The organism is Pseudomonas sp. RL, assembly GCF_000647775.1.
GTDB classification, from domain to species: domain Bacteria; phylum Pseudomonadota; class Gammaproteobacteria; order Pseudomonadales; family Pseudomonadaceae; genus Serpens; species Serpens flexibilis.
This window is the reverse complement of record NZ_JBOY01000016.1, coordinates 1-22,226: the sequence shown is the minus strand read 5'-3', so window position 1 is coordinate 22,226 and position 22,226 is coordinate 1. Positions and strand designations below refer to the sequence as shown.

General features: G+C 66.6%; 16 protein-coding genes. 11 read left to right on the top strand and 5 right to left on the bottom strand.

Annotated features, from left to right (window positions below):
- Positions 1-120 precede the first annotated feature (120 nt).
- The gene (gene uvrB / locus AS93_RS0103915; protein WP_027589384.1) at positions 121-2,139 is read left to right on the top strand and encodes an excinuclease ABC subunit UvrB; all 2,019 of its coding nucleotides are present in this window, start codon (positions 121-123) and stop codon (positions 2,137-2,139) included.
- A 58-nt stretch (positions 2,140-2,197) separates the two neighbouring features.
- Here the strand turns inward: uvrB and leuA are convergent, their stop codons facing one another.
- A complete protein-coding gene (leuA, locus tag AS93_RS0103910; RefSeq protein ID WP_027589383.1) occupies positions 2,198-3,865 on the bottom strand; it encodes a 2-isopropylmalate synthase in 1,668 nt (555 codons plus the stop codon).
- Positions 3,866-4,128: 263 nt separating this feature from the next.
- Between leuA and AS93_RS0103905 the strand changes: the two genes are divergently transcribed.
- Both AS93_RS0103905 and AS93_RS0103900 read left to right on the top strand, forming a co-directional pair.
- A complete protein-coding gene (locus AS93_RS0103905) occupies positions 4,129-4,581 on the top strand; it encodes a DUF2946 domain-containing protein (RefSeq protein WP_027589382.1) in 453 nt (150 codons plus the stop codon).
- Positions 4,582-4,707: 126 nt separating this feature from the next.
- Positions 4,708-6,759, top strand: a complete 2,052-nt coding sequence (locus AS93_RS0103900; protein WP_256214688.1) for a TonB-dependent copper receptor — start codon at positions 4,708-4,710, stop codon at positions 6,757-6,759.
- A 362-nt stretch (positions 6,760-7,121) separates the two neighbouring features.
- Here AS93_RS0103900 and AS93_RS0103895 read toward each other — a convergent pair whose 3' ends face one another.
- Positions 7,122-7,529 carry a YbaN family protein gene (locus tag AS93_RS0103895; RefSeq protein WP_051587326.1) on the bottom strand — a complete coding sequence of 136 codons (408 nt, stop codon included), beginning with the start codon at positions 7,527-7,529 and terminating at the stop codon, positions 7,122-7,124.
- Between the two features lie 4 nt (positions 7,530-7,533).
- Entirely contained in the window at positions 7,534-8,118 is a 585-nt protein-coding gene (locus AS93_RS0103890) for a YecA family protein (RefSeq protein ID WP_027589379.1), read from the bottom strand.
- A gap of 155 nt (positions 8,119-8,273) precedes the next feature.
- Between AS93_RS0103890 and recQ the strand changes: the two genes are divergently transcribed.
- Complete coding sequence (recQ, locus tag AS93_RS0103885; RefSeq protein WP_027589378.1) at positions 8,274-10,409, top strand: DNA helicase RecQ; 2,136 nt, start codon at positions 8,274-8,276, stop codon at positions 10,407-10,409.
- Positions 10,410-10,532: 123 nt separating this feature from the next.
- On the opposite strand, the gene AS93_RS0103880 is transcribed toward recQ, so the two are convergent.
- Positions 10,533-11,378, bottom strand: coding sequence for an ion transporter (locus tag AS93_RS0103880; RefSeq protein ID WP_027589377.1), 846 nt, complete (start codon positions 11,376-11,378; stop codon positions 10,533-10,535).
- A 120-nt stretch (positions 11,379-11,498) separates the two neighbouring features.
- Here AS93_RS0103880 and hrpA point away from each other — a divergent pair, with 120 nt between their 5' ends.
- Entirely contained in the window at positions 11,499-15,530 is a 4,032-nt protein-coding gene (gene hrpA / locus AS93_RS0103875) for an ATP-dependent RNA helicase HrpA (protein ID WP_027589376.1), read from the top strand.
- 383 nt (positions 15,531-15,913) lie between these two features.
- On the opposite strand, the gene AS93_RS0103870 is transcribed toward hrpA, so the two are convergent.
- Positions 15,914-16,714, bottom strand: a complete 801-nt coding sequence (locus tag AS93_RS0103870; protein ID WP_027589375.1) for a class I SAM-dependent methyltransferase — start codon at positions 16,712-16,714, stop codon at positions 15,914-15,916.
- A 345-nt stretch (positions 16,715-17,059) separates the two neighbouring features.
- Between AS93_RS0103870 and AS93_RS0103865 the strand changes: the two genes are divergently transcribed.
- The 6 genes from AS93_RS0103865 to AS93_RS0103840 all read left to right on the top strand — a co-directional run bounded on the left by AS93_RS0103865 (position 17,060) and on the right by AS93_RS0103840 (position 22,150).
- Entirely contained in the window at positions 17,060-17,302 is a 243-nt protein-coding gene (locus tag AS93_RS0103865) for an OadG family transporter subunit (protein ID WP_027589374.1), read from the top strand.
- Positions 17,303-17,322: 20 nt separating this feature from the next.
- Positions 17,323-19,104 (top strand): sodium-extruding oxaloacetate decarboxylase subunit alpha, encoded by a 1,782-nt coding sequence (oadA, locus tag AS93_RS0103860; protein WP_027589373.1) that lies wholly within the window; start codon positions 17,323-17,325, stop codon positions 19,102-19,104.
- 10 nt (positions 19,105-19,114) lie between these two features.
- Complete coding sequence (locus tag AS93_RS0103855) at positions 19,115-20,251, top strand: sodium ion-translocating decarboxylase subunit beta (protein WP_027589372.1); 1,137 nt, start codon at positions 19,115-19,117, stop codon at positions 20,249-20,251.
- 181 nt (positions 20,252-20,432) lie between these two features.
- Entirely contained in the window at positions 20,433-20,867 is a 435-nt protein-coding gene (gene csgE / locus AS93_RS0103850; RefSeq protein ID WP_256214682.1) for a curli production assembly/transport protein CsgE, read from the top strand.
- Positions 20,864-21,292, top strand: coding sequence for a curli assembly protein CsgF (locus AS93_RS0103845; RefSeq protein WP_027589370.1), 429 nt, complete (start codon positions 20,864-20,866; stop codon positions 21,290-21,292). The genes csgE and AS93_RS0103845 overlap by 4 nt, the downstream gene beginning before the upstream one ends.
- 21 nt (positions 21,293-21,313) lie before the next feature.
- The gene (locus tag AS93_RS0103840; protein WP_027589369.1) at positions 21,314-22,150 is read left to right on the top strand and encodes a CsgG/HfaB family protein; all 837 of its coding nucleotides are present in this window, start codon (positions 21,314-21,316) and stop codon (positions 22,148-22,150) included.
- Positions 22,151-22,226 lie beyond the last annotated feature (76 nt).

Genomic DNA, 22,226 nt, shown 5'->3' with positions numbered 1-22,226 from the left:
GCTGCGCAAACGGGGCGGTATTATGGCCACAATTTTTCCCAGCCGCGATATCCCGCAGGCGCTTTTGCCGCATCGTCGAAGACCGACGGCCTGCCGGCTGGCGCGTCATTCGAGGTGCCCATGTCCGAGTCCCTGTTCACCCTGGAAACCCGCTACACGCCCGCCGGCGACCAGCCGGAGGCCATCCGCCGGATGGTCGAGGGCCTGGAAGCCGGGTTGTCCCATCAGACCCTGCTCGGCGTGACCGGTTCGGGCAAGACCTTCAGCATCGCCAACGTCATCGCCCAGGTGCAGCGACCGACCATGGTGCTGGCGCCGAACAAGACCCTGGCCGCGCAGCTGTACGGCGAGTTCAAGGCGTTCTTCCCGCATAACGCGGTGGAGTACTTCGTTTCCTATTACGACTACTACCAGCCGGAAGCCTATGTGCCGTCCTCCGACACCTACATCGAGAAGGACGCCTCGATCAACGACCACATCGAGCAGATGCGCCTGTCGGCCACCAAGGCGCTGATCCAGCGGCGCGATGCCATCATCGTCACCACCGTGTCCTGCATCTACGGCCTGGGCAGCCCGGAAACCTACCTGAAGATGGTGCTGCACGTGGACCGCGGCGACCGCCTGGACCAGCGCGAGCTGCTGCGCCGACTCACCGAGCTGCAGTACACGCGCAACGAGATGGACTTCGCCCGCGCCACCTTCCGGGTGCGCGGCGACGTGGTGGACATCTTCCCGGCGGAATCCGAGCTGGAGGCGGTGCGCATCGAGCTGTTCGACGACGAGGTGGAGAGCATCGCCGCCTTCGACCCGCTGACCGGCGAGGTGATCCGCAAGCTGCCGCGCTTCACCTTCTTCCCCAAGACCCACTACGCCACGCCGCGGGAAACCCTGCTGGAGGCCGTCGAGCACATCAAGGTGGAGCTCAGGGATCGTCTCGACTACCTGCAGGGCAAGGGCAAGCTGGTGGAAGCGCAGCGCCTGGAGCAGCGCACCCGCTTCGACCTGGAAATGATCATGGAGCTGGGCTACTGCAACGGCATCGAGAACTACTCGCGCTACCTGTCCGGGCGCGGCCCGGGCGAGCCGCCGCCGACGCTGTTCGACTACCTGCCGGCCGATGCGCTGCTGGTGATCGACGAATCCCACGTCTCGGTGCCGCAGGTCGGCGCCATGTACAAGGGCGACCGCTCGCGCAAGGAAACCCTGGTGGAATACGGCTTCCGCCTGCCGTCGGCGCTGGACAACCGCCCGCTGCGCTTCGACGAGTGGGAAGCCATCTGCCCGCAGACCATTTTCGTCTCCGCCACGCCCGGGCCCTACGAGGCCGAGCATGCCGGCCGGGTCATCGAGCAGGTGGTGCGTCCCACCGGCCTGGTCGACCCGGAGGTGGAAGTGCGCCCGGCCAGCACCCAGGTGGACGACCTGCTGTCGGAGATCAACAAGCGCGTGGCGGTCGACCAACGCGTGCTGGTCACCACGCTGACCAAGCGCATGGCCGAGGACCTCACCGACTACCTGGCCGACCACAACGTGCGGGTGCGCTACCTGCACTCGGACATCGACACCGTCGAGCGGGTGGAGATCATCCGCGACCTGCGTACCGGCGCCTTCGACGTGCTGGTGGGCATCAACCTGCTGCGCGAGGGCCTGGACATGCCCGAGGTGTCGCTGGTAGCGATCCTCGACGCCGACAAGGAAGGCTTCCTGCGTTCCGAGCGCTCGCTGATCCAGACCATCGGTCGCGCCGCGCGCAACCTGCACGGCAAGGCGATCCTCTATGCCGACAACATCACCGGCTCCATGCAGCGCGCCATCGACGAAACCGAGCGGCGGCGCAACAAGCAGCTGGCCTTCAACGAGGCGCACGGCATCGTCCCGCAGGGCATCAAGAAGGACATCCGCGACATCCTCGAAGGCGCCGTGGTCCCCGGCGCGCGCAGCGGCAAGCGCAAGGCGCTCAAGGCTGCCGAGGAAGAGGCCCGCTACGACGCCGGCCTGCGCTCGCCGAGCGAGATCAACAAGCGCATCCGCCAGCTGGAGGAGAAGATGATGCAACTGGCCCGCGACCTGGAGTTCGAAGCGGCGGCACAGGTACGTGACGAGATCCAGGCGCTAAGGCAGCGGTTGTTGCAGGTGTAGGGGGCACCGTGCGGCGTAGGGTAGTCAACGCATCGCGTTGACTACCTTTGGTGGAGGGTTACTTGCCTTCCGCCTGCGCCAGTGCACGGTTCAGGGCGCTGAACAGGGCGCGCAGGCTGGCGGTGGTCAGGTTGCCGTCGACACCCATGCCGTGCAGCGGACGGCCGCCCGGCAGGCGCACCTCGATGTAGGCGGCGGCCTTGGCCTGGCTGCCGGCGCCGATGGCGTGCTCGCTGTAGTCCATCACCTCCAGGCGCACCGGCAGGGCGGCGACCAGCGCTTCCAGCGGGCCGTTGCCGGTACCGATCCAGCGGTGGGTGGCGCCACTGGCTTCGCCGACTTCCACTTCCACCTGGCTGATGCCGTTCTCCTCCTGCAGGCGATGGTTCTTCAGGCTGTAGGGTGCAGCGGCCTTGAGGTATTCCTGTTCCAGCAGCTCGTGGATCTGCTGGGCGGTCATTTCCAGGCCCAGGCGATCCATTTCCTTTTGCACCACCTGGCTGAACTCGATCTGCATGCGGCGGGGCAGGCTGATGCCGTACTCCTGTTCCAGGAGATAGGTGATGCCACCCTTGCCGGACTGGCTGTTCACGCGGATCACCGCCTCGTAGTCACGGCCGATGTCGGCCGGGTCGATCGGCAGGTACGGCACTTCCCATACCGCATCGGCCTTCTGCTGGGCGAAGCCCTTGCGAATGGCGTCCTGGTGGGAGCCGGAGAAGGCGGTGTGCACCAGGTCGCCCACATAGGGATGGCGCGGATGCACCGGCAGCTGGTTGCATTCCTCGACCACCTTGCGCACGGCGTCGATGTCGGAGAAGTCCAGTTGCGGATCGACGCCCTGGGTGTACATGTTCAGCGCCACGGTCACCAGGTCGACGTTGCCGGTGCGCTCGCCGTTGCCGAACAGGCAGCCTTCCACGCGGTCGGCGCCGGCCATCAGGCCCAGCTCGGTGGCGGCCACGCCGGTGCCGCGGTCGTTGTGGGTATGCAGGCTGACCAGCACGCTGTCGCGCTTGTCGATATGGCGGCAGAAGAATTCGATCTGGTCGGCGTAGATGTTCGGGGTCGCCGCCTCGATGGTAGCCGGCAGGTTGAGGATCAGCTTCTTGGTCGGGGTCGGCTGGAACACCTCAATCACCGCGTTGCACACCTCCACCGCGAACTCGGTCTCGGTGGAGCTGAACACTTCCGGCGAGTACTCGAAGCGCCAGTCGGTCTCCGGGTTGGCGTCGGCCAGGCCCTTGATGATTCGGCCCGCTTCGATGGCGATCTGCTTGACGCCGGCCTTGTCCTGCTTGAAGACGATCTTGCGGAAGCTGGGTGCGGTGGCGTTGTAGTAGTGGACGATGGCCTGCTTGGAGCCCTTGAGCGATTCGAAGGTGCGCTCGATCAGGTCCTGACGGGCCTGGGTGAGTACCTGGATGGTCACGTCGTCCGGAATGTGGCCGCCTTCGATCAGCTCACGCACGAAGTCGAAATCGGTCTGCGAGGCGGACGGGAAGCCCACTTCGATCTCCTTCAGGCCCACGGCGACCAGGGTCTTGAAGAAGCGCATCTTCTTCTTGGCGTCCATCGGCTCGATCAGCGACTGGTTGCCGTCGCGCAGGTCGGAGCTCAGCCAGATCGGTGCACGGTCGATCACCTTGCTCGGCCAGGTACGGTCGGGGAGGTTGATCTGCGGGAACGGGCGGTATTTCTGCGATGGATCTTTGAGCATGGTCATGGCTTTTCTCTGCATCGGCGGCCGGCCTGCGCGGCGCGGACGGGAATCATCGGAAGCGGAATGTGCGCAAAGCTAGTGCTTGCGTAGTAGTCGGTGCAAGCATTGTTTGAAAATTGATGTTTTCATCCAAAAAAAAATTACAAAGCGCAATTTAATTGCGCAAAACCGCCAGTCCAGCGAGCCGCTTGCGGCGCTGTGTCGCACTGGTCAACCTTGCCACGCGTTGTAACCATCCTCGCAAAGCCCCGAGTACAGGCCTATCCGTGAGAAGCAGGCAGCACACAACGAACGTCGGAATCTGGCTTGGCCTGTTCGCCATGCTGATGATTCATGTCGGCCCGTTGTTCTCGGCCCTGCAGGCCCTGCAGAGCGCCGCTCCGCAGCCGCCGACCCTTGCGGTTGCCATGCATGCCGGCCATGGGGTCGACTCGCACGCCCAGCACGCCCAGCACGCCAGCCACGCCGCTTCCGAGCAGGCTGGCGGCCATGGCATGCATCACCGTTCGACGCCCGGCGAACCGGCCTGGCTGGCCGCGCTGGAAATGTGCGGCTATTGCGAGCTGCTGACCCTCAATCCGCCGCTTAGCCTGTCCCTGCAACTGGTGCTGCCCGAGCACCGGCCCACCTTCGCGCTGCCGCTGCCGGATGCCCCCCAGCCGGCGGCGCCGCGCCGCAGCAGCGGCCACCCGCGAGCACCTCCCGTCTTGCACAGCTGATCGAGCAGTCGAGCCGCACCGGCGGCTTGTCCGAATCCTCTGTGAGAGACCCCTTTTATGACTCGTAACATCCGTTACGCGGCCTCTGCGCGCGTGCGCACCGCGTTTACCTTCAATGTGCACCGCATGCGCTGGAAGCTGGCCCACGCCGCTTTGCTGGCCGGACTGAGCGGCGGCGCCCTGGCCGCCGACCATTCCCAGCACGAGCTGGCGCCCACCGTCATCACCGGCGTGGCACCGGCCGCCAGCGTGACCGTGGTCACCGATCCGAAGATCCCGCGCCAGCCGGTGCCGGCCAGCGATGCCGGCGACTACCTGCAGACCATTCCCGGCTTCTCCGCCGTACGTGGCGGCGGCTCCAACGCCGACCCGGTGTTCCGCGGCATGTTCGGCTCGCGCCTGAACCTGCTGAGCAACGGCGGCGTGATGCTTGGCGCCTGCCCGAGCCGCATGGACTCGCCGAGCTCCTACATCACCCCGCAGAACTTCGACAGCCTCACGGTGATCAAGGGCCCGCAGACCGTGCTCTGGGGACCGGGCGCCTCGGCGGCGACCATCCTCTTCGAGCGGGAGCCGGAGAACTTCACCGAACTGGGTGGGCGTGTCGACGCCAGCCTGCTGGCTGGCTCCGACGGGCGCTTCGACAGCGCCATCGATGCCGCCACCGGCAGCAGTCAGGGCTACCTGCGCCTGCTGGCCAACCACTCCACCTCCAACGACTACCAGGACGGCAACGGCGACGACGTGCACTCCCAGTGGGAAAAGTGGAGCAGCGACCTGGTGCTCGGCTGGACACCCACCACTGATACCCTGGTCGAACTGACCGTCGGCACCGGCGACGGCGAAGCCGCCTACGCCGGGCGCGGCATGGACGGCACCCAGTTCGAGCGGCAGAGCCTGGCGCTGCGCGTGGCGCAGGAGAACATCGGCGAGGTGCTGCAGAAGGTCGAGGCGCGGGTTTATTACAACTACGCCGACCATGTGATGGACAACTACACGTTGCGCCAGCCCAACCCCAACGACGTGATGATGCCCATGCGCAACCCCATGGCTACCAACGTGGATCGCCGTACCCTGGGCGGACGTCTGGCATCCACCTGGCAATGGGGTGCTTACGAACTGGTCACTGGGGTCGACGCCCAGACCAACGAGCACCGCAAGCGCAGCGGCATGGGCATCGACACCTACCGGGATGCGTCCTGGGTCAAGGATGCCGAGTTCAGCCAGTACGGGGTGTTTGGCGAGCTGACGCGTCGGCTGGAAGGCGAAAGCCGGATCATCAGCGGCCTGAGGGCCGACCGGGTTTCGGTCACGGATGAGCGTGCGCAGCTCTGCAACATGATGGGCATGGCCTGCCGCGTGAACCCCACGGCAGAAGACAAGCGCAGCGACACGCTGGGCAGCGGCTTCCTGCGCTACGAACATGCGCTGGCCAGTCTGCCGGCCACCGCCTATGTGGGTCTCGGTCACAGCCAGCGCTTCCCTGACTATTGGGAGCTGTTCTCCGCCGCCAACCAGGTTGGCAAGCCGACCGCCTACGAGACGGTGGAGCCGGAGAAGACCACCCAGCTGGACGTGGGTCTGCAGTATCGCAGTGGCCCGGTCGAAGCCTGGGTTTCCGCCTATGCCGGCGAAGTGCGGGACTACATCCTGTTCTCTTACGGTCCGGGAGCGAACCCGCTGCACACCATTTCCTGGGTAAACAACATCGACGCCCGCATCGCCGGCGCCGAACTCGGCGGCAGCTACAAGCTGACCGACAACTGGAAGGCCGACGCCAGCCTGGCCTACGCCTGGGGTGAAAACACCACCGACGAGCGCGCCATGCCGCAAATTCCGCCGCTGGAAGCCCGCTTCGGCCTCGGCTACGAGCGCGGCAACTGGAGCGCTGCCGGCCTGTGGCGCGTGGTGGCGGCGCAGACCCGGGTGGCCGAGATGCAGGGCAACGTGACCAGCAAGGACTTCGACGAAAGCAGCGGCTTCGGCGTTCTGTCGCTCAACGCGGCCTACCGCGTGAGCAAGAACTTCAAGCTCAGCGCCGGCGTCGACAACCTGCTGGACAAGGCCTACAGCGAGCACCTCAACCAGGCTGGCAATGCCGGTGTCGGCATGTCCGCCAGTGAACGCATCAACGAGCCGGGCCGCAGCCTCTGGGCCCGCATGGATGTGAGTTTCTAAATCGAGGGAGGGGAGCGCAACGCTCCCCGATCGCGGGTTGGCGCTGGGCATGGAGCTCGGGCGCCGGCTCGAGGGCTGGCCTCAGGGACGAGGCAATGGGCAGTCCGACCGTCGGCGCTCGCGCCTCGTGCGCAGCGCCAACCCGCGCTCTTGTGAAGCCATCACCAAAGCCAAGGCCCGCACCAGCCTGTAGGAGCAACTTCAGTCGCGAACTCCCGGGTGAGTCCTGCACGACAAGCAAAGCTCGCGGACCAGTCCGCTCCCACCGAAAAGCGGCGCCGCACGCACCCTCCCCTGTGGGAGCGAATTCATTCGCGAGCTCTTGAGCATGGTCCAGCCGAAGCGCCTGCCAGCCCCCTTCGCTACCGCCTCACCACCAGCGTCTTCTGCCGCAGGATGTAGATGCTCACCAGCGTGGCGCTGGTCAGCATGCCGACGCGCGCCCAGAACAGCGGCACCAGCCAGCAAGCGAAGCCGATGCTCGTCCACATCAGCAGCAGGGTGTAGACCTTGCCCTTGAGCGGGATGCCCTGGCCTTCCAGGTAGTCACGAATCCACGGGCCGAGGTGCGGGTGGCCGACCAGCCAGGTGTAGAAGCGCGGCGAACTGCGCGCGAAACAGGCGGCGGCCAGCAGGAGGAAGGGGGTGGTAGGCAGCACCGGCAGGAAGATGCCGATCACGCCGAGAACGACGCTCAGCCAGCCCACCGACAGCAGCGTGTAGCGCAGCCAGAGCGGCAGCGCACGCGGCAGGCGGTGGGGCTCGCGCATGGTCTCAGTGGCGCGGCTTGAGCAGCGAGGGCTTCTCTTCCGGGGCCTGGAACAGCAGGTAGAGGGCGGTGAGCACCTCCGGGATCTGCTCGATCATGCTGTCGACCAGGTCGCGGTCGGCGGCGATCTCGTCGAACTCCGGCTGCTCCTCGAACAGGCCGGAACCGACCATGATCGGCAGCAGCAGCTCGCTGACTTCATCCTCGGCGTTCTCGAACCAGGCGGCCTCGCGCAGGAACACGCCTTCCATGAAGCCGATGCACCAGCCGCGCAGGTCGGACAGGTCCGGCTCGTCGCCCAGGTCCAGATCGCAGGGCAGTTCCATGTCCTCGTCGCTGGCCAGCTGCTGGGCGATGCGCGCCTTGAGCTGCACCAGGGCCTGTTCGATGTCCTGGCGCTGAGCCTCGTCCTGGTAGTGCGGCGGCTCGGCGAACAGCGCGTCGATCCACTCGCGCTCCTCGACCGGTTCAGGCGAGACGCACAGGGCAGTCAGATAGCCATGGGCGGCCACGTAGTCCAGCGCTTCCTCGTGCAGGTCATCGGAATCGAGGAACTCCTGCAGACGGGTCAATTGTTCGGCAAACGACATACGGGCACTACCTTGGCGGATGGATAGCGACGAATTCTAGTCGAGTGGGGAGGGCAGGGCTACCGGCATGCGCAGCGGCGCGCCGATCCGTCGCGCGGCGGGACGCCGCCGACGCGAGGCTCGCGTATACTTCGCCGCCTGTTTCGGAGACCGGCATGCTCGACCAAGCCCAGCGCATCCTCAAAGACGTATTCGGCTACGACGCCTTTCGTGGCAATCAGGCCGCCATCATCGAGCGGGTGGCCGGCGGCGGCGATGCCCTGGTGCTGATGCCCACCGGTGGCGGCAAATCGCTCTGCTATCAGGTGCCGGCGCTGCTGCGCGACGGCCTGGCGGTGGTGGTGTCGCCGCTGATCGCACTGATGGACGACCAGGTCGCGACCCTCGACGAACTGGGCGTGTCGGCCGTGGCGCTCAACTCCACGCTGAGTGCCGACGAGCAGCGCGAGATCGCCGAACGCCTGCGCCGCCAGGAGATCAAGGCGCTGTACCTGGCCCCCGAACGCCTGGTGCAGCCGCGCATGCTGGCGTTCCTGCAGCGCCTGCCGATCGCGCTGTTCGCCATCGACGAGGCGCATTGCGTGTCCCAGTGGGGCCACGACTTCCGCCCGGAGTACCTGCAGCTGGGCCAACTGGCCGAGCTGTTCCCCGGCGTGCCGCGCATCGCCCTGACCGCCACGGCGGACAAGCGCACCCGCGAGGAGATCGTCCAGCGCCTCAAGCTGGAGAACGCCGAGCGCTTCCTGTCCAGCTTCGACCGGCCGAACATCTTCTACCGCATCGTGCCCAAGGATCAGCCGCGCAAGCAGCTGCTGGCCTTCCTGGCCGAGCGCAAGGGCGATGCCGGCATCGTCTACTGCATGTCGCGCAAGAAGGTCGATGAACTGGCGGCCTTCCTCACCGAGCAGGGCTTTCCGGCGCTGCCCTACCATGCCGGCCTGCCCAGCGATCTGCGCGCCTATCACCAGAAGCGCTTCCTCAACGAGGAAGGGCTGATCATGGTGGCGACCATCGCCTTCGGCATGGGCATCGACAAGCCCAACGTGCGCTTCGTGGCGCACCTGGACCTGCCCAAGAGCCTGGAAGCCTACTACCAGGAAACCGGCCGCGCCGGCCGCGACGGCCTGCCGGCGGATGCCTGGATGGCCTACGGCCTGCAGGACGTGATCTTCCTCAAGCAGATGCTCAGCAATTCCGAGGGCGACGAGCAGCACAAGCGCGTCGAACAGCACAAGCTGGAAGCCATGCTGGCGCTGTGCGAGGAAACCCGCTGTCGGCGCCAGGCGCTGCTGGCCTATTTCGACGAGGAGCTGCCGCAGCCCTGCGGGCATTGCGACAACTGCGTCGACGGCGTGCAGACCTGGGACGTGACCGAGCCGGCGCGCCAGGCGCTGTCGACCATCTACCGCAGCGGCCAGCGCTATGGCGTCGGCCATCTGGTAGACATCCTGCTCGGTCGGGACAACGACAAGATTCGTCAGTTCGGCCATCAGCACCTGTCGGTGTACGGCGTCGGCAAGGCGCTGTCGGAAGGCGACTGGCGCACGCTGTTCCGCCAACTGGTCGCCCGCGGCCTGGCCGATGTGGACCTGGATGCCTTCGGCGGCCTGCGCCTGACCGACAAATGTCGCCCGCTGCTGCGCGGCGAGGTCACCCTGGAGCTGCGTCGTGAGCTGATCGGCAAGCAACCCAAGCAGAGCGGCGGGCCGAGCCCGGCCAGCCAGCTGGTGCGCGCCGAGGAACGCGACACCTGGGAAGCCCTGCGCAGTCTGCGCCGCAAGCTGGCCGAGGAACACGGCGTGCCGCCCTACGTGATCTTCCCCGACGCCACGCTGCTGGAAATGCTGCGCAGCCAGCCGCGCACGCTCAGCGACATGGGCCGGGTCAGCGGCGTCGGCGCGCGCAAGCTGGAGCGCTATGGCGAGGCGTTCCTCGAGGTGCTCGGCGGCGGCGCCCAGGGCGAGGCGCCACGCATCGTCACCGACCTGCGCCACGAACTGGTCAGCCTGGCCCGCGCCGGCATGACCCCGGCGCAGATCGCCAGCCAGCTCAACTGCACCGAAAAGAACGTCTACAGCCTGCTCGCCGAAGCCATCGGCAACCAGCAGCTGTCGCTGGATCAGGCCCTGGACCTGCCTGAGGAACTGATGATGGAAGTGCAGGACGCCTTCCTCGACGGCGAGGGCGAACTGCCGCCGGTGGCCGAGATCGCCGAACAGTTCAAGGGGCGCGTGCCGGTCGGCGTGCTGCACTGCGTGCGCGCGGCGCTGCAGAGCGAGTTCGAGCTTTGAACGGTTGGCCGCCCACGGTGGCCAACGCGTTGCGTTGACCACCCTACATGCTGCGGCTCTCCGGTAGGGCGGTCGGCGTTGTTCCGGCCGCCGCTGCGCGCGACGGCGCCAGCGTTGTCCCTCCTACGCTGGCTCCTCGGTCGTCTTCGTGAACAGCTTCTCCCCGCAGCGGCTGCAGAACGCTGCCTGGGGTTCGTGGTGGTCCTTGTGGCAGGTCGGGCAGTCGTGGAGCAGGCTGTCCTGGCGCATGGCGTTGGCCAGTTCGGCGGTGAAGATGCCGGTGGGCACGGCGATGATCGAGTAGCCGGTGACCATGATCAGGGTGGCCAGCGTCTTGCCCAGTCCGGTGTGCGGCACCATGTCGCCGTAGCCGACAGTGGTCAGCGTCACCACCGCCCAGTACACGCTGGTGGGTATGCTGGTGAAGCCGTTTTCCGGGCCCTCGATCACGTACATCAGCGTGCCGAAGATCACCACCAGGGTGCTCACCGTGAGCAGGAACACGATGATCTTCTGCCGGCTGCCGCGCAGCGCCACCAGCAGGAAGTTGGCCTGGCTCAGGTAAGGGGTCAGTTTGAGAATCCGGAACACCCGCAGCAGGCGCAGCACGCGCACCACGATCAGGTATTGGCTGCCGGGCACCAGCAGGGCCAGGAAACTGGGCAGGAACGACAGCAGGTCGACCACCCCATAGAAGCTGAAGATGTACTTGCGCGGTTCCGGATGGCAGTAGACGCGCACTCCGTACTCGACCATGAATAGCAGGGTGAACAGCCATTCCAGCGCCAGCAGCGGCAGGCCCGCTTCGGCATTGACCGAGGGGATGCTGTCGAGCATCACCACCAGCAGGCTGGCCAGGATAGTCACCAGCAGCCAGGCATCGAAACGCCGACCTTCCGGGGTGTTGGTGAAGAAGATCACCACGTACAGGCGCTCGCGCCAGCTCAGTTCACTCAGGGGATTGTCCATCGCTGCTCGCCCAGATCGTCGACTGCCGGCTAGGGTAACCGCTGCACGCCGCCTGTGCCGCGCCCGGGGGCGGAAAATCTGCCACAATCGCGCCCTTTCCGATTTGCCCGCGACTGCTCGATGACCGACGCCCTGCCTGCCATTGCCACCCTGCTGAACAATCTCGATCAGGCGTTTTCCGCCGATCGCCATCGCCTGCGCCGCCAACTGCAGGACCTGCAGAAGAAGCCCGACGACGCCCGCCTGGCCCAGTGGCTGGAGCGCTTCCAGGCCAGTTGCGCCAAGGTGCAGGCGCGCCGCGCGAGCGTGCCGGCCATTCGTTACGACGATGCGCTGCCGATTGCCGCCAAGCGCGACGAGATCAAGGCCGCGCTGGAGAAGCATCAGGTGCTGGTGATCGCCGGCGAGACCGGTTCGGGCAAGACCACCCAGTTGCCGAAGATCTGCCTGGAGATCGGCCGGGGCGTGAACGGCCTGATCGGCCATACCCAGCCGCGCCGGCTGGCGGCGCGCAGCGTGGCCACCCGGGTCGCCGAGGAGCTGGCCGCGCCGCTGGGTGAGCTGGTCGGCTACCAGGTGCGCTTCGAGGACCAGAGCACCGAGCGCACCCTGATCAAGCTGATGACCGACGGCATCCTGCTGGCGGAAACCCAGCACGATCGCTTCCTGGAAAAGTACGACACGCTGATCGTCGACGAGGCCCACGAGCGCTCGCTGAACATCGATTTCCTGCTCGGCTACCTGAAGAAGCTGCTGCCGCGCCGCCCGGACCTGAAGGTCATCATCACCTCGGCGACCATCGACCTGGAGCGCTTCAGCAAGCATTTCGATAACGCGCCGATCATCGAAGTCTCCGGGCGCACCTACCCGGTGGAAACCTGGTACCGCCCGCTGGCCGCCGAGACCGACGAGGATGGCAACCGGGTCGAGGACGACCTGACAGTTGATCAGGGCATCCTCGCCGCACTGGCCGAGATCGAGGTCCACGAGAAGAGCGTCGGCAAGCGCCCCGGCGACGTACTGGTGTTCCTGCCCGGCGAGCGCGAGATTCGCGACGCCGCCGAGGTGCTGCGCAAGGCCAATCTGCGTCTGACCGAGGTGCTGCCGCTGTATGCGCGGTTGACCCCGGCCGAGCAGCAGAAGATCTTCAAGCCCGCCGCCGGGCGCAAGATCGTGCTGGCCACCAACGTGGCGGAAACCTCGTTGACCGTGCCGGGCATCCGCTACGTGATCGACTCCGGCACCGCGCGGATCAGCCGCTACAGCTATCGCTCCAAGGTGCAGCGCCTGCCCATCGAGGCGGTGTCGCAGGCCAGCGCCAACCAGCGCAAGGGCCGCTGCGGACGCGTCGAGCCGGGCATCTGCATCCGCCTGTACAGCGAAGAGGATTTCCTCGGTCGGCCGGAATTCACCGATCCGGAGATCTTGCGCACCAACCTGGCGGCGGTGATCCTGCAGATGCTGCACCTGCGCCTGGGCGACATCGCGGATTTCCCCTTCATCGAACCGCCGGACGGCAAGGCGATCAGCGACGGTTTCAACCTGCTGCAGGAACTGTCGGCGGTGGACCGCGAAGGCCGCATCAGCGCCCTGGGTCGCCAACTGGCGCGCATCCCCATCGACCCGCGCCTGGGCCGCATGCTGCTGGAAGCCGCGCGCCTGGGCAGCCTCGACGAGGTGCTGATCGTGGCCAGCGCGCTGTCCGTGCAGGATGTGCGCGAACGCCCGGCCGACCGCCAGCAGGCCGCCGACCAGGCCCATGCCCAGTGGAAGGACCCGGATTCCGACTTCGCCGCGCTGATCAACCTGTGGCGCGGCTTCGAGGAAAAGCGCCAGGAGCTGGGCGCCAACGCGCTGCGCAGCTGGTGCCGCAAGAACTTCCTCAACTACCTGCGCCTGCGCGAGTGGCGCGATGCGCATCGGCAGCTGGTACTGATCTGCCGTGACCTGCAGCTGAGCCAGCCCCGTAGGGCGGACAGCGTGGTCCTGGCCGCCGACACGCCCGCACCGCGCATCACCCCCACCACCGATACCAAGCTCAACGCCAAGCTCAAGGAGCAGGCCGAAGCCCAGGCCGCCGCGCAGCGCGCCAAGGGCTACGCCGCCGTGCACCAGGCGATTCTGTCCGGCCTGCTCAGCCACATCGGCAGCAAGACCGAGGACGGCGATTTCCTCGGCGCCCGCCAGCGGCGCTTCTGGATTCACCCCTCCAGCGTCATCGGCCGCAAGAAGCCGCAGTGGGTGATGGCCGCCGAGCTGGTGGAGACCACCAAGCTGTTCGCGCGCATGGTGGCGAAGATCGAGCCGGACTGGATCGAGCCGCTGGCCGGGCACCTGATCAAGAAGAACCACTTCGAGCCGCACTGGGAGAAGAAGCGCGGCCAGGTGGTGGCCTTCGAGCAGATCACCCTGTTCGGCCTGATCGTGGTCGGCAAGCGCCCGGTGCACTACGGTCCCATCGACCCGCCGGCGGCCCGCGAGCTGTTCATCCGCGAGGGGCTGGTGCGCGGCGAGATCAACAGCCGCGCCAAGTGCCTGAGCGAAAATCGCGACCTGCTGGAGCTGCTCGACGAGCTGGAGGCCAAGGCGCGGCGCCGCGACATCCTCGCCAACGAGGACACGCTGTTCGCCTACTACGACGCGCGCCTGCCGCAGGACATCTACCAGGCCGCCAGCTTCGAGAGCTGGTACAAGCGCGAGAGCCAGAAAAACCCGCAGCTGCTGCTGATGCGCGAGGAGGACGTGCTGGCGCGCGATGCCAGCGAGATCACCGCCGCCCAGTATCCGGATCACCTGCGCCTGGGCGAGCTGCAATTGCCGCTGACCTACCACTTCGAGCCCGGTCACCCGCGCGACGGCGTGACCCTGCGCGTGCCGGCGCCGCTGTTGCCGCAGTTGCCGGCCGAGCGCCTGGAATGGCTGGTGCCGGGCCTCCTGGAAGCCCGCGCCATCGAGCTGGTGCGCAACCTGCCCAAGGCGATGCGCAAGAACTTCGTGCCGGTGCCGGATTTCGTGCGCGCCGCGCTGGCCAAGCTGCCCTTCGCCGAAGGCTCGCTGCCCGAGGCGCTGGGCCGCGAGCTGCAGCGCATGACCGGCGCCCGGGTGCCGGAGGAAGCCTGGGCCGAGGCCGGCGAGAAGGTGGAAAGCCACCTGCGCATGAACATCGAAGTGGTGGACGCGCGCGGCAAGTTTCTCGGCGAAGGCCGCGACCTGGCGGAAATCACCGCGCGTTTCAGCGAAGCCAGCCAGGCGGCGCTGGCGCTGCCGGCGCAGAACGCCGAACAGCAGAAGCCGGTGGAAGCCAAGGGTTTCGCCCCGGTGGCCGAGAAGACCCAGCAGAAGGTCGCCGGCCTGGCCATGACCGTCTACCCGGCGCTGGTGGAAGAGGGCGGGGTGGTCAAGGAGGGGCGCTTCCCGACCCAGGCCGAGGCCGAGTTCCAGCATCGCCGCGCGCTACAGCGCCTGCTGCTTCAGCAGCTCAGCGAACAGGCGAAATTCCTGCGCGGCAAGCTGCCGGGCCTGACCGACATGGGCCTGCTGTATCGCGACCTGGGCCGCGTCGAGGCGCTGACCGAGGACATCCTGCTGGCCAGCCTGGACAGCTGCATCCTCGACGGCGTCGAGCCCTTGCCGCGTGACGGTGCCGCGCTGGCCTCGCTGGCTGAGCACAAGCGCGGCGCCTGGACCGAGCACGCCGAGCGTCTGTCGCGGCTGGTGCTGGAGATCCTCAAGCACTGGCACGCCCTGCAGAAACGCTTCAAGGGTCGCATCGACCTGGCCCAGGCGGTGGCGCTCAACGACATCAAGGCGCAGCTGGGCAACCTCATCTACCCCGGCTTCGTGCGCGAGACGCCGGGCGAATGGCTGCGCGAATATCCCCGTTACCTCAAGGCCATCGAGCAGCGCTTCGACAAGATTGGCGCGCAGCTGCAGCGCGACCGGGTGTGGAGCGGCGAGCTGGCCGGCTACTGGGAGCAGTACCAGGCGCGCCTGAAGAAGCACCTGCAGGAAGGCAAGCGCGACCCTGAATTAGTGGCTTACCGCTGGATGCTGGAGGAATACCGCGTCTCACTGTGGGCCCAGCAACTGGGCACGAAGATGCCGGTGTCGGACAAGCGCCTGAGCAAGCAGTGGGCGCTGGTGGAAGCGTGAGTTGCGTGCGGAACCCGTAGGGCGGACAACGTCGTTCTTGTCCGCCGTGCGCGGCTACGGCCGGGGCCAGTCGGCGGACAGGAAAGCGCTGTCCGCCCTACAGGGCTACCGGTCCGTGCGGCTCGGCGGACGGCGGAACCTGTGTGGGGCCGGGTTTATCCCGGCCAGATTCGTAGGGCGGACAACGTCGTTCTTGTCCGCCGTGCGCGGCTACGGGCTGGGGCCAGTCGGCGGACAGGAAAGCGCTGTCCGCCCTACAGGGCTGGTGACTCGTAGGGCGGGCAAGGCAATGCCTTGTCCGCCGAGACGAGGCATCGGTGCGCACCGATGCGGCGACCGGGAAAAACGCCGTTCGCCCTACCGTTACCTGGCGGCGCTCCGGCTCAGCGCCTCGATGGAATATCCCAACTGATAAACGCCCAGCGCATCGGCGTACCGCCGCTGCGGGCGCGCTCCGGGTCGACCTGGTACCAGCGATGCAATTCGGCGCGCTGGTCGGCGTCGATCGGCCCGAAGGCCCAGGCCACGCGCTGGGCGAATTCCTCGAAGTTGCGGGTGCCGCCCAGGCGGTTGCGGGTTTCCAGGTAGTCCAGGCGCGGGTGGATGTCGCGCTGGTGCAGCAGGCTGACGGTGTACAGGTAATCCGGCAGGCGCCGGGGCTGGCGGCCGAGCAGGGCGGCGATTTCCGGCTCGCTGAAGGCGCCACCGACCAGTTGGGTCATGTAGGCGCGCAGCCGGCCGTGGCGGTTCATCTTGTCCAGGGCGTCGGCCAGGTCTTCGACCAGCCCCGAGCGCGACGCCACCACGATGTCGCACACTGGCACGTCGCTCCAGTCCTCTTCCCAGGCGCGCTGGATGCCCTGCACATTGCCCAGGCCCTGCTCTTGGGCGTTCTGGGCCAGGCAGGCGAGCATGCCGGCGCTGAAGTCCAGGCCGTACACCCGCTCCAGCCGCGCGGCCAGCGGCAGCGCCAGGGTGCCCGGCCCGCAGCCGATGTCCAGCAGCGTGCGGGCGCCGTCCAGGTTCATGCGGCCGATGAAGTCGCTGGCGTAGCGCGAGGCCTGGCTGCTGCGGTTCAGTTCGCCGGCGCGGCGATCCCAGTCGCTGGCCGGCTTGGGCGTGCGGCCGGCCTGGCGCAGGTGCTCGCGGTAGAGGGCGGCGAAGTCGATATCGTCGAGGGTCATGGGCGGGGTCGATCGTTTGCGGCCGGTGGACCCAGTCTGGCGGCGCAGCCGCGACAATCCCCTGCGACCCGTCGTCGCGGCGGATGGGGCGCCTGGCGGAGCGGATGCTGGCCAGACGACGTCATCCGGGGCCTTTCGTCCTTTGCGGGGGCTGCACACGCCTTCCGTTCGGTAGACCAAAAGACTGCGTTCGGTGCATTTTCCCCGGCGATAATCATTGACTCGCTTCCTGCGGGGTCGGTAGCGTGCGCAGCCGGCCGCCCGCCGTAGGCGCGCTGAATAAAGCCAAGAGCCATAGACAACAATAATGCTGGCGCTCCACAAGGGCGTCCTTCGGAGAGTTGCATGCAAACCAGCCAACTTCTGCTCGAAGGTGTTGAACTCATGCTATTCGGCATGGGTTCGGTCTTCGTCTTCCTGATTCTGCTGATCTTCTGCATTCGCCTGATGACCTTCCTGACCGGCCGCTTCGTCAGCGAGCCGCCGGCCACGCCGACCCAGCAGGTTGCCACGCCTGCGCCGGCCGATGCAGACACCCTGGCCGCCATCCGGGCCGCGATTCACCTTCACCGCGCGCGCCGCGCCTGACCCAGGAAAGGGAAATCCCCATGACCGTTTCGAACAAGAAGCCGCTCGGCATTACCGATGTGGTGCTGCGTGACGCCCACCAGTCCATCCTCGCCACCCGCGTGCGCCTGGAAGACATGCTGCCCATCGCGCCCAAACTCGACCAGGTAGGTTTCTGGTCGGTGGAAAGCTGGGGTGGCGCGACCTTCGACGCCTGCATCCGCTACCTGGGCGAGGACCCCTGGGAGCGCATCCGCGAGCTGAAGAAGGCGATGCCCAACACCCGCCAGCAGATGCTGCTGCGTGGCCAGAACCTCCTCGGCTACCGCCACTACGCCGATGACGTGGTGGAGAAGTTCGTCGAGCGCGCCGCGATCAACGGCGTGGACGTGTTCCGCGTGTTCGACGCGATGAACGACCCGCGCAACCTGGACACCGCGCTGCGCGCTGTGAAGCGCCAGGGCAAGCACGCCCAGGGCACCATTTCCTACACCACCAGCCCGGTGCACACCCTGGACATGTGGGTCGACCTGGCCAAGCAGATCGAAGACATGGGCGCCGACTCGGTGGCCATCAAGGACATGGCCGGCATCCTCACCCCGTACCAGGCCTACGAGCTGGTCTCGCGTCTGAAGGCCAGCCTGGCCATTCCGGTGCACATGCAGTGCCACGCCACCGCCGGGCTGTCCACCGCCGCCATCCTCAAGGCCGTGGAAGCCGGCATCGACAACGTCGACACCGCCATCTCCTCGCTGTCCATGACCTACGGCCATTCGCCGACCGAGTCGGTGGTGGCGATCTTCCAGGGCACCGAGCGCGACACCGGCCTGAACCTGGAACTGCTCGAAGAAGTGGCCGCCTACTTCCGCGAGGTGCGCAAGAAGTACGCGAAGTTCGAAGGCACCCTGCGCGGCGTCGACTCGCGCATCCTGGTCGCCCAGGTGCCCGGCGGCATGCTGACCAACATGGAAAGCCAGCTCAAGGAGCAGGGCGCGCTGGACAAGTTCGACCAGGTGCTGGACGAGATCCCGCGCGTGCGCGAGGACCTGGGCTTCATCCCGCTGGTCACCCCCACCTCGCAGATCGTCGGTACCCAGGCGGTGATCAACGTGCTCACCGGCGAGCGCTACAAGTCGATCACCAAGGAAACCGCCGGCGTGCTCAAGGGCGAGTACGGCGCGGCGCCGGCGCCGTTCAACGCCGAACTGCAGGCCCGGGTGCTGGATGGTGGTGAAGCGATCACCTGCCGCCCGGCCGACCTGCTCGAGGCCGAGATGGACAAGCTGACCGCCGAGCTCAAGGGCATCGCCCGCGAGAAGGGCATTCGCCTGGCCGCCGACGAGATCGATGACGTGCTGACCTATGCGCTGTTCCCGCAGATCGGCCTGAAGTTCCTGGAGAACCGTGGCAACCCGGCGGCCTTCGAGCCGGCGCCGAACGGCCGGGAAGCGGCGCCCCGCGAGGCGGGCAAGCCGGAGGTCTACACCGTGGACGTCAATGGCAAGTCGTTCGTGGTGCAGGTCAGCGATGGCGGTGACATCGAGGGTATCAAGCCGCTCAATGGCGCCGCTTCGCCGACGGCCGCCGCGTCCGCCGCCGTGCCGGCGTCCGGCGAGCCGCAGCCCGCGCCGCTGGCCGGCAACATCTTCAAGGTCCTGGTACAGCCCGGCCAATTGGTACAGGAAGGCGACCTGGTGGTGATCCTCGAGGCCATGAAGATGGAAACCGAGATCCGCGCCTTCAAGGCCGGCACCGTCTCCACCGTCGAGGTGAAGGTCGGCGACGCGGTCGCGGTTGGCCATCCCCTGCTGAGCATCGCCTAAGGAGCGTTCCATGGAAAAGTTGCTCACGCTCTGGCAGAGCACCGGCCTGTATCATCTGGAGGCCGGTCAGGCGCTGATGATGCTGGTCTGCATCGGTCTGATCTACCTGGCGATCCGCAAGGGTTTCGAACCCTTGCTGCTGATTCCCATCGGCTTCGGCGGCATCCTGGCCAACATCCCGGTGGCCAACATGGCCGAGGGCGCCGGCATCCTGCACCTGTTCTACGAGGTGGGTCTGCCGACCAGCGTGTTCCCGCTGCTGATCTTCATGGGCGTCGGCGCCATGACCGATTTCGGTCCGATGCTGGCCAACCCCAAGACGCTGCTGCTCGGCGCCGCCGCGCAGTTCGGCATCTTCGGCACGCTGCTGGGCGCCCTGGCGCTGACCGCCAGCGGCATCCCCGGCCTGGAGTTCACCCTCAAGGAAGCCGCGTCGATCGCCATCATTGGTGGCGCCGATGGTCCGACCTCGATCTTCGTCACCTCCAAGCTGGCGCCGGACCTGCTCGGTCCGATCGCCGTGGCTGCATACTCCTACATGGCCCTGGTGCCGCTGATCCAGCCGCCGATCATGCGTGCGCTGACCACACCGGAAGAGCGCGCCATCGTCATGACCCAGCTGCGGCATGTCAGCCAGGTGGAGAAGATCGTCTTCCCGCTGCTGCTGTGCCTGCTGGTCGGCATGCTGCTGCCGGATGCCGCGCCGCTGATCGGCATGTTTGCCTTCGGCAACCTGCTGCGCGAATGCGGTGTGGTGGATCGCCTGGCCGATACCTCGCGTAACGCGCTGATCAACATCATCACCATCGCGCTGGGCTTGACCGTCGGCTCCAAGCTGTCCGCCGAGGCCTTCCTGCAGATGAAGACCCTGGGCATCCTGGCGCTGGGCATGGTGGCGTTCTCGGCCGGTACCGCCGCGGGGATCATCATGGCCAAGATCATGAACCGCTTCAGCACCAACCAGATCAACCCGCTGATCGGTTCGGCGGGTGTCTCGGCGGTGCCAATGGCGGCCCGGGTGTCGAACAAGGTCGGGCTTGAGGCCAACTCGCAGAACTTCCTGCTCATGCACGCCATGGGGCCCAACGTGGCCGGTGTCATCGGCTCCGCCGTGGCCGCAGGGGTGCTGCTCAGCTTCGTTGGCTGACCCGCCTTCGAGCTCCGAGATAAGAACCCCGCCGCCGGCGGGGTTCTTTTTTGCGGCCGCCAGAATCGGTCCACAGAGCGGGGCGTGACGCGCGTCACGCTTTTCTGTGCGGAGGCGCAGGCCGCAACGGCATCGACTAAAGTTCGCACTGCCTTCCCCACGGCCGCCGCCGCGCAGCAGGATGCTGATCGCCGACATGGACTTCGCCCGCGTATCGCCCTTATTTGCCCGAACCCTTCTGTGCCTGTTGCTGCTGCTGCCCGCGAGCCCGGTCCGGCCCGGCAACCTGGACGACGAGCTCAATGGTTTCATCGTCGACCACACGATCAGCCACATCGGCCACCAGTTCTACCGGTATTTCACCGAGCGGCTGCGAGATACCAGCCGCCTGGACTTCAATCTGGTGGTGCGCGAACGACCTTCGGCGCGCTGGGGCAGCCTGATCTGGGTGGAGTACGAGCAGCGCACCGTCTACCGTAGCTTCCTGGCGCCCAACACCGCGCAGCTGCAAACGGTGGCCTACGCGGCAGCCGATCAGGTCAAGGAAACGGTCATCCGAAGACGACTGGAAATCCTCCTGCAGGACACCACGGACATGGAGCGAGACGAGTTATGAGAGGGCAGTGGAGCGCGCGGTTCGCCGCGCTGGGGCTGGCCTGTAGCGGCCTGCTCGCAAGCGTTCAGGCCAGTGAGCTGGTCTATACGCCGATCAACCCGTCGTTCGGGGGCAACCCGCTGAATGGCGGCTGGCTGCTGGGCAATGCCCAGGCACAGAACGACCACTCCGCCCCGGGGTCCGGGCTGGGCGCGGGCTATACCGGTACCACTGCGCTGGAACGTTTCACCAGCCAGCTGGAATCGCGGCTGCTGTCGCAGCTGATGACCAACATCGAGAGCGGCCAGACCGGCACCCTGACCACCAGTGCCTTCATCATCGAGATCCAGGACAACGCGAACTCCGGAATCCTCAGCATTCTGGTGACCGACCGCGTCACCGGCGAGGTGTCGGAGATCGTACTCAGCGGCTGGACGCCGAACTGATCCATGAAACAGGGATGTGGCATGAGAACCTTACTAGCGGTGGCATTGGCCGGCGCGCTGTTGCAGGGCTGTTCGTTGCGTGAGCCGATGCCGGCCGAGCACGATGCGGAAATACCCACACTGACCCCCCGAGCATCGACCTACCATGACCTGGTCAACATGCCCAAGCCGAGGGGATTGGTCGTCACGGCGGTCTACGGGTTCCGTGACCAGACCGGGCAATACAAGCCGTCTCCGGCCAGTTCCTTTTCCACCAGCGTCACCCAGGGCGCGGCCAGCATGCTGATGGATGCTTTGCAGGCCAGCGGCTGGTTCATGGTGCTGGAGCGCGAGGGTCTGCAGAACCTGCTGACCGAGCGCAAGATCATCCGCGCCTCGCAGCAGAAGGATGGCACGCCGGCCAACATCCTCGCCGAGTTGCCGCCGCTGCAGGCAGCCAACATCGTGCTGGAGGGCGGCATCGTCGCCTTCGACAGCAATGTGCGCACGGGCGGCGAGGGCGCCCGTTACCTGGGCATCGGCGTGTCGAACGAGTACCGGGTGGACCAGGTATCTGTGAGCCTGCGGGCGGTGGATGTGCGCAGCGGACAAGTGTTGGCCAATGTCATGACCAGCAAGACGATCTACTCGGTGGCGCGCAGCGCTGGCGTGTTCAAGTTCATCGAACTGAAGGAGCTGCTCGAAGCAGAGGCCGGTTACACCATCAACGAGCCTGCGCAGCTCTGTGTGCTGTCGGCCATCGAAGCGGCGGTCGCCCACCTGATCGCTCAAGGCATCGAGCGCAAGCTGTGGCAGGCCGCCAATCCGGCCGCACTGGCCGATTCGACGCTGGGCAAGTACCTGGCCAACGCCCGTTGAGGTGATCAAGGACAAAACAAAGGGGGGGACGGAAATCCGTCCCCCCCTTTGTTCTGCGTGTTGCGAAGGCGCGGGA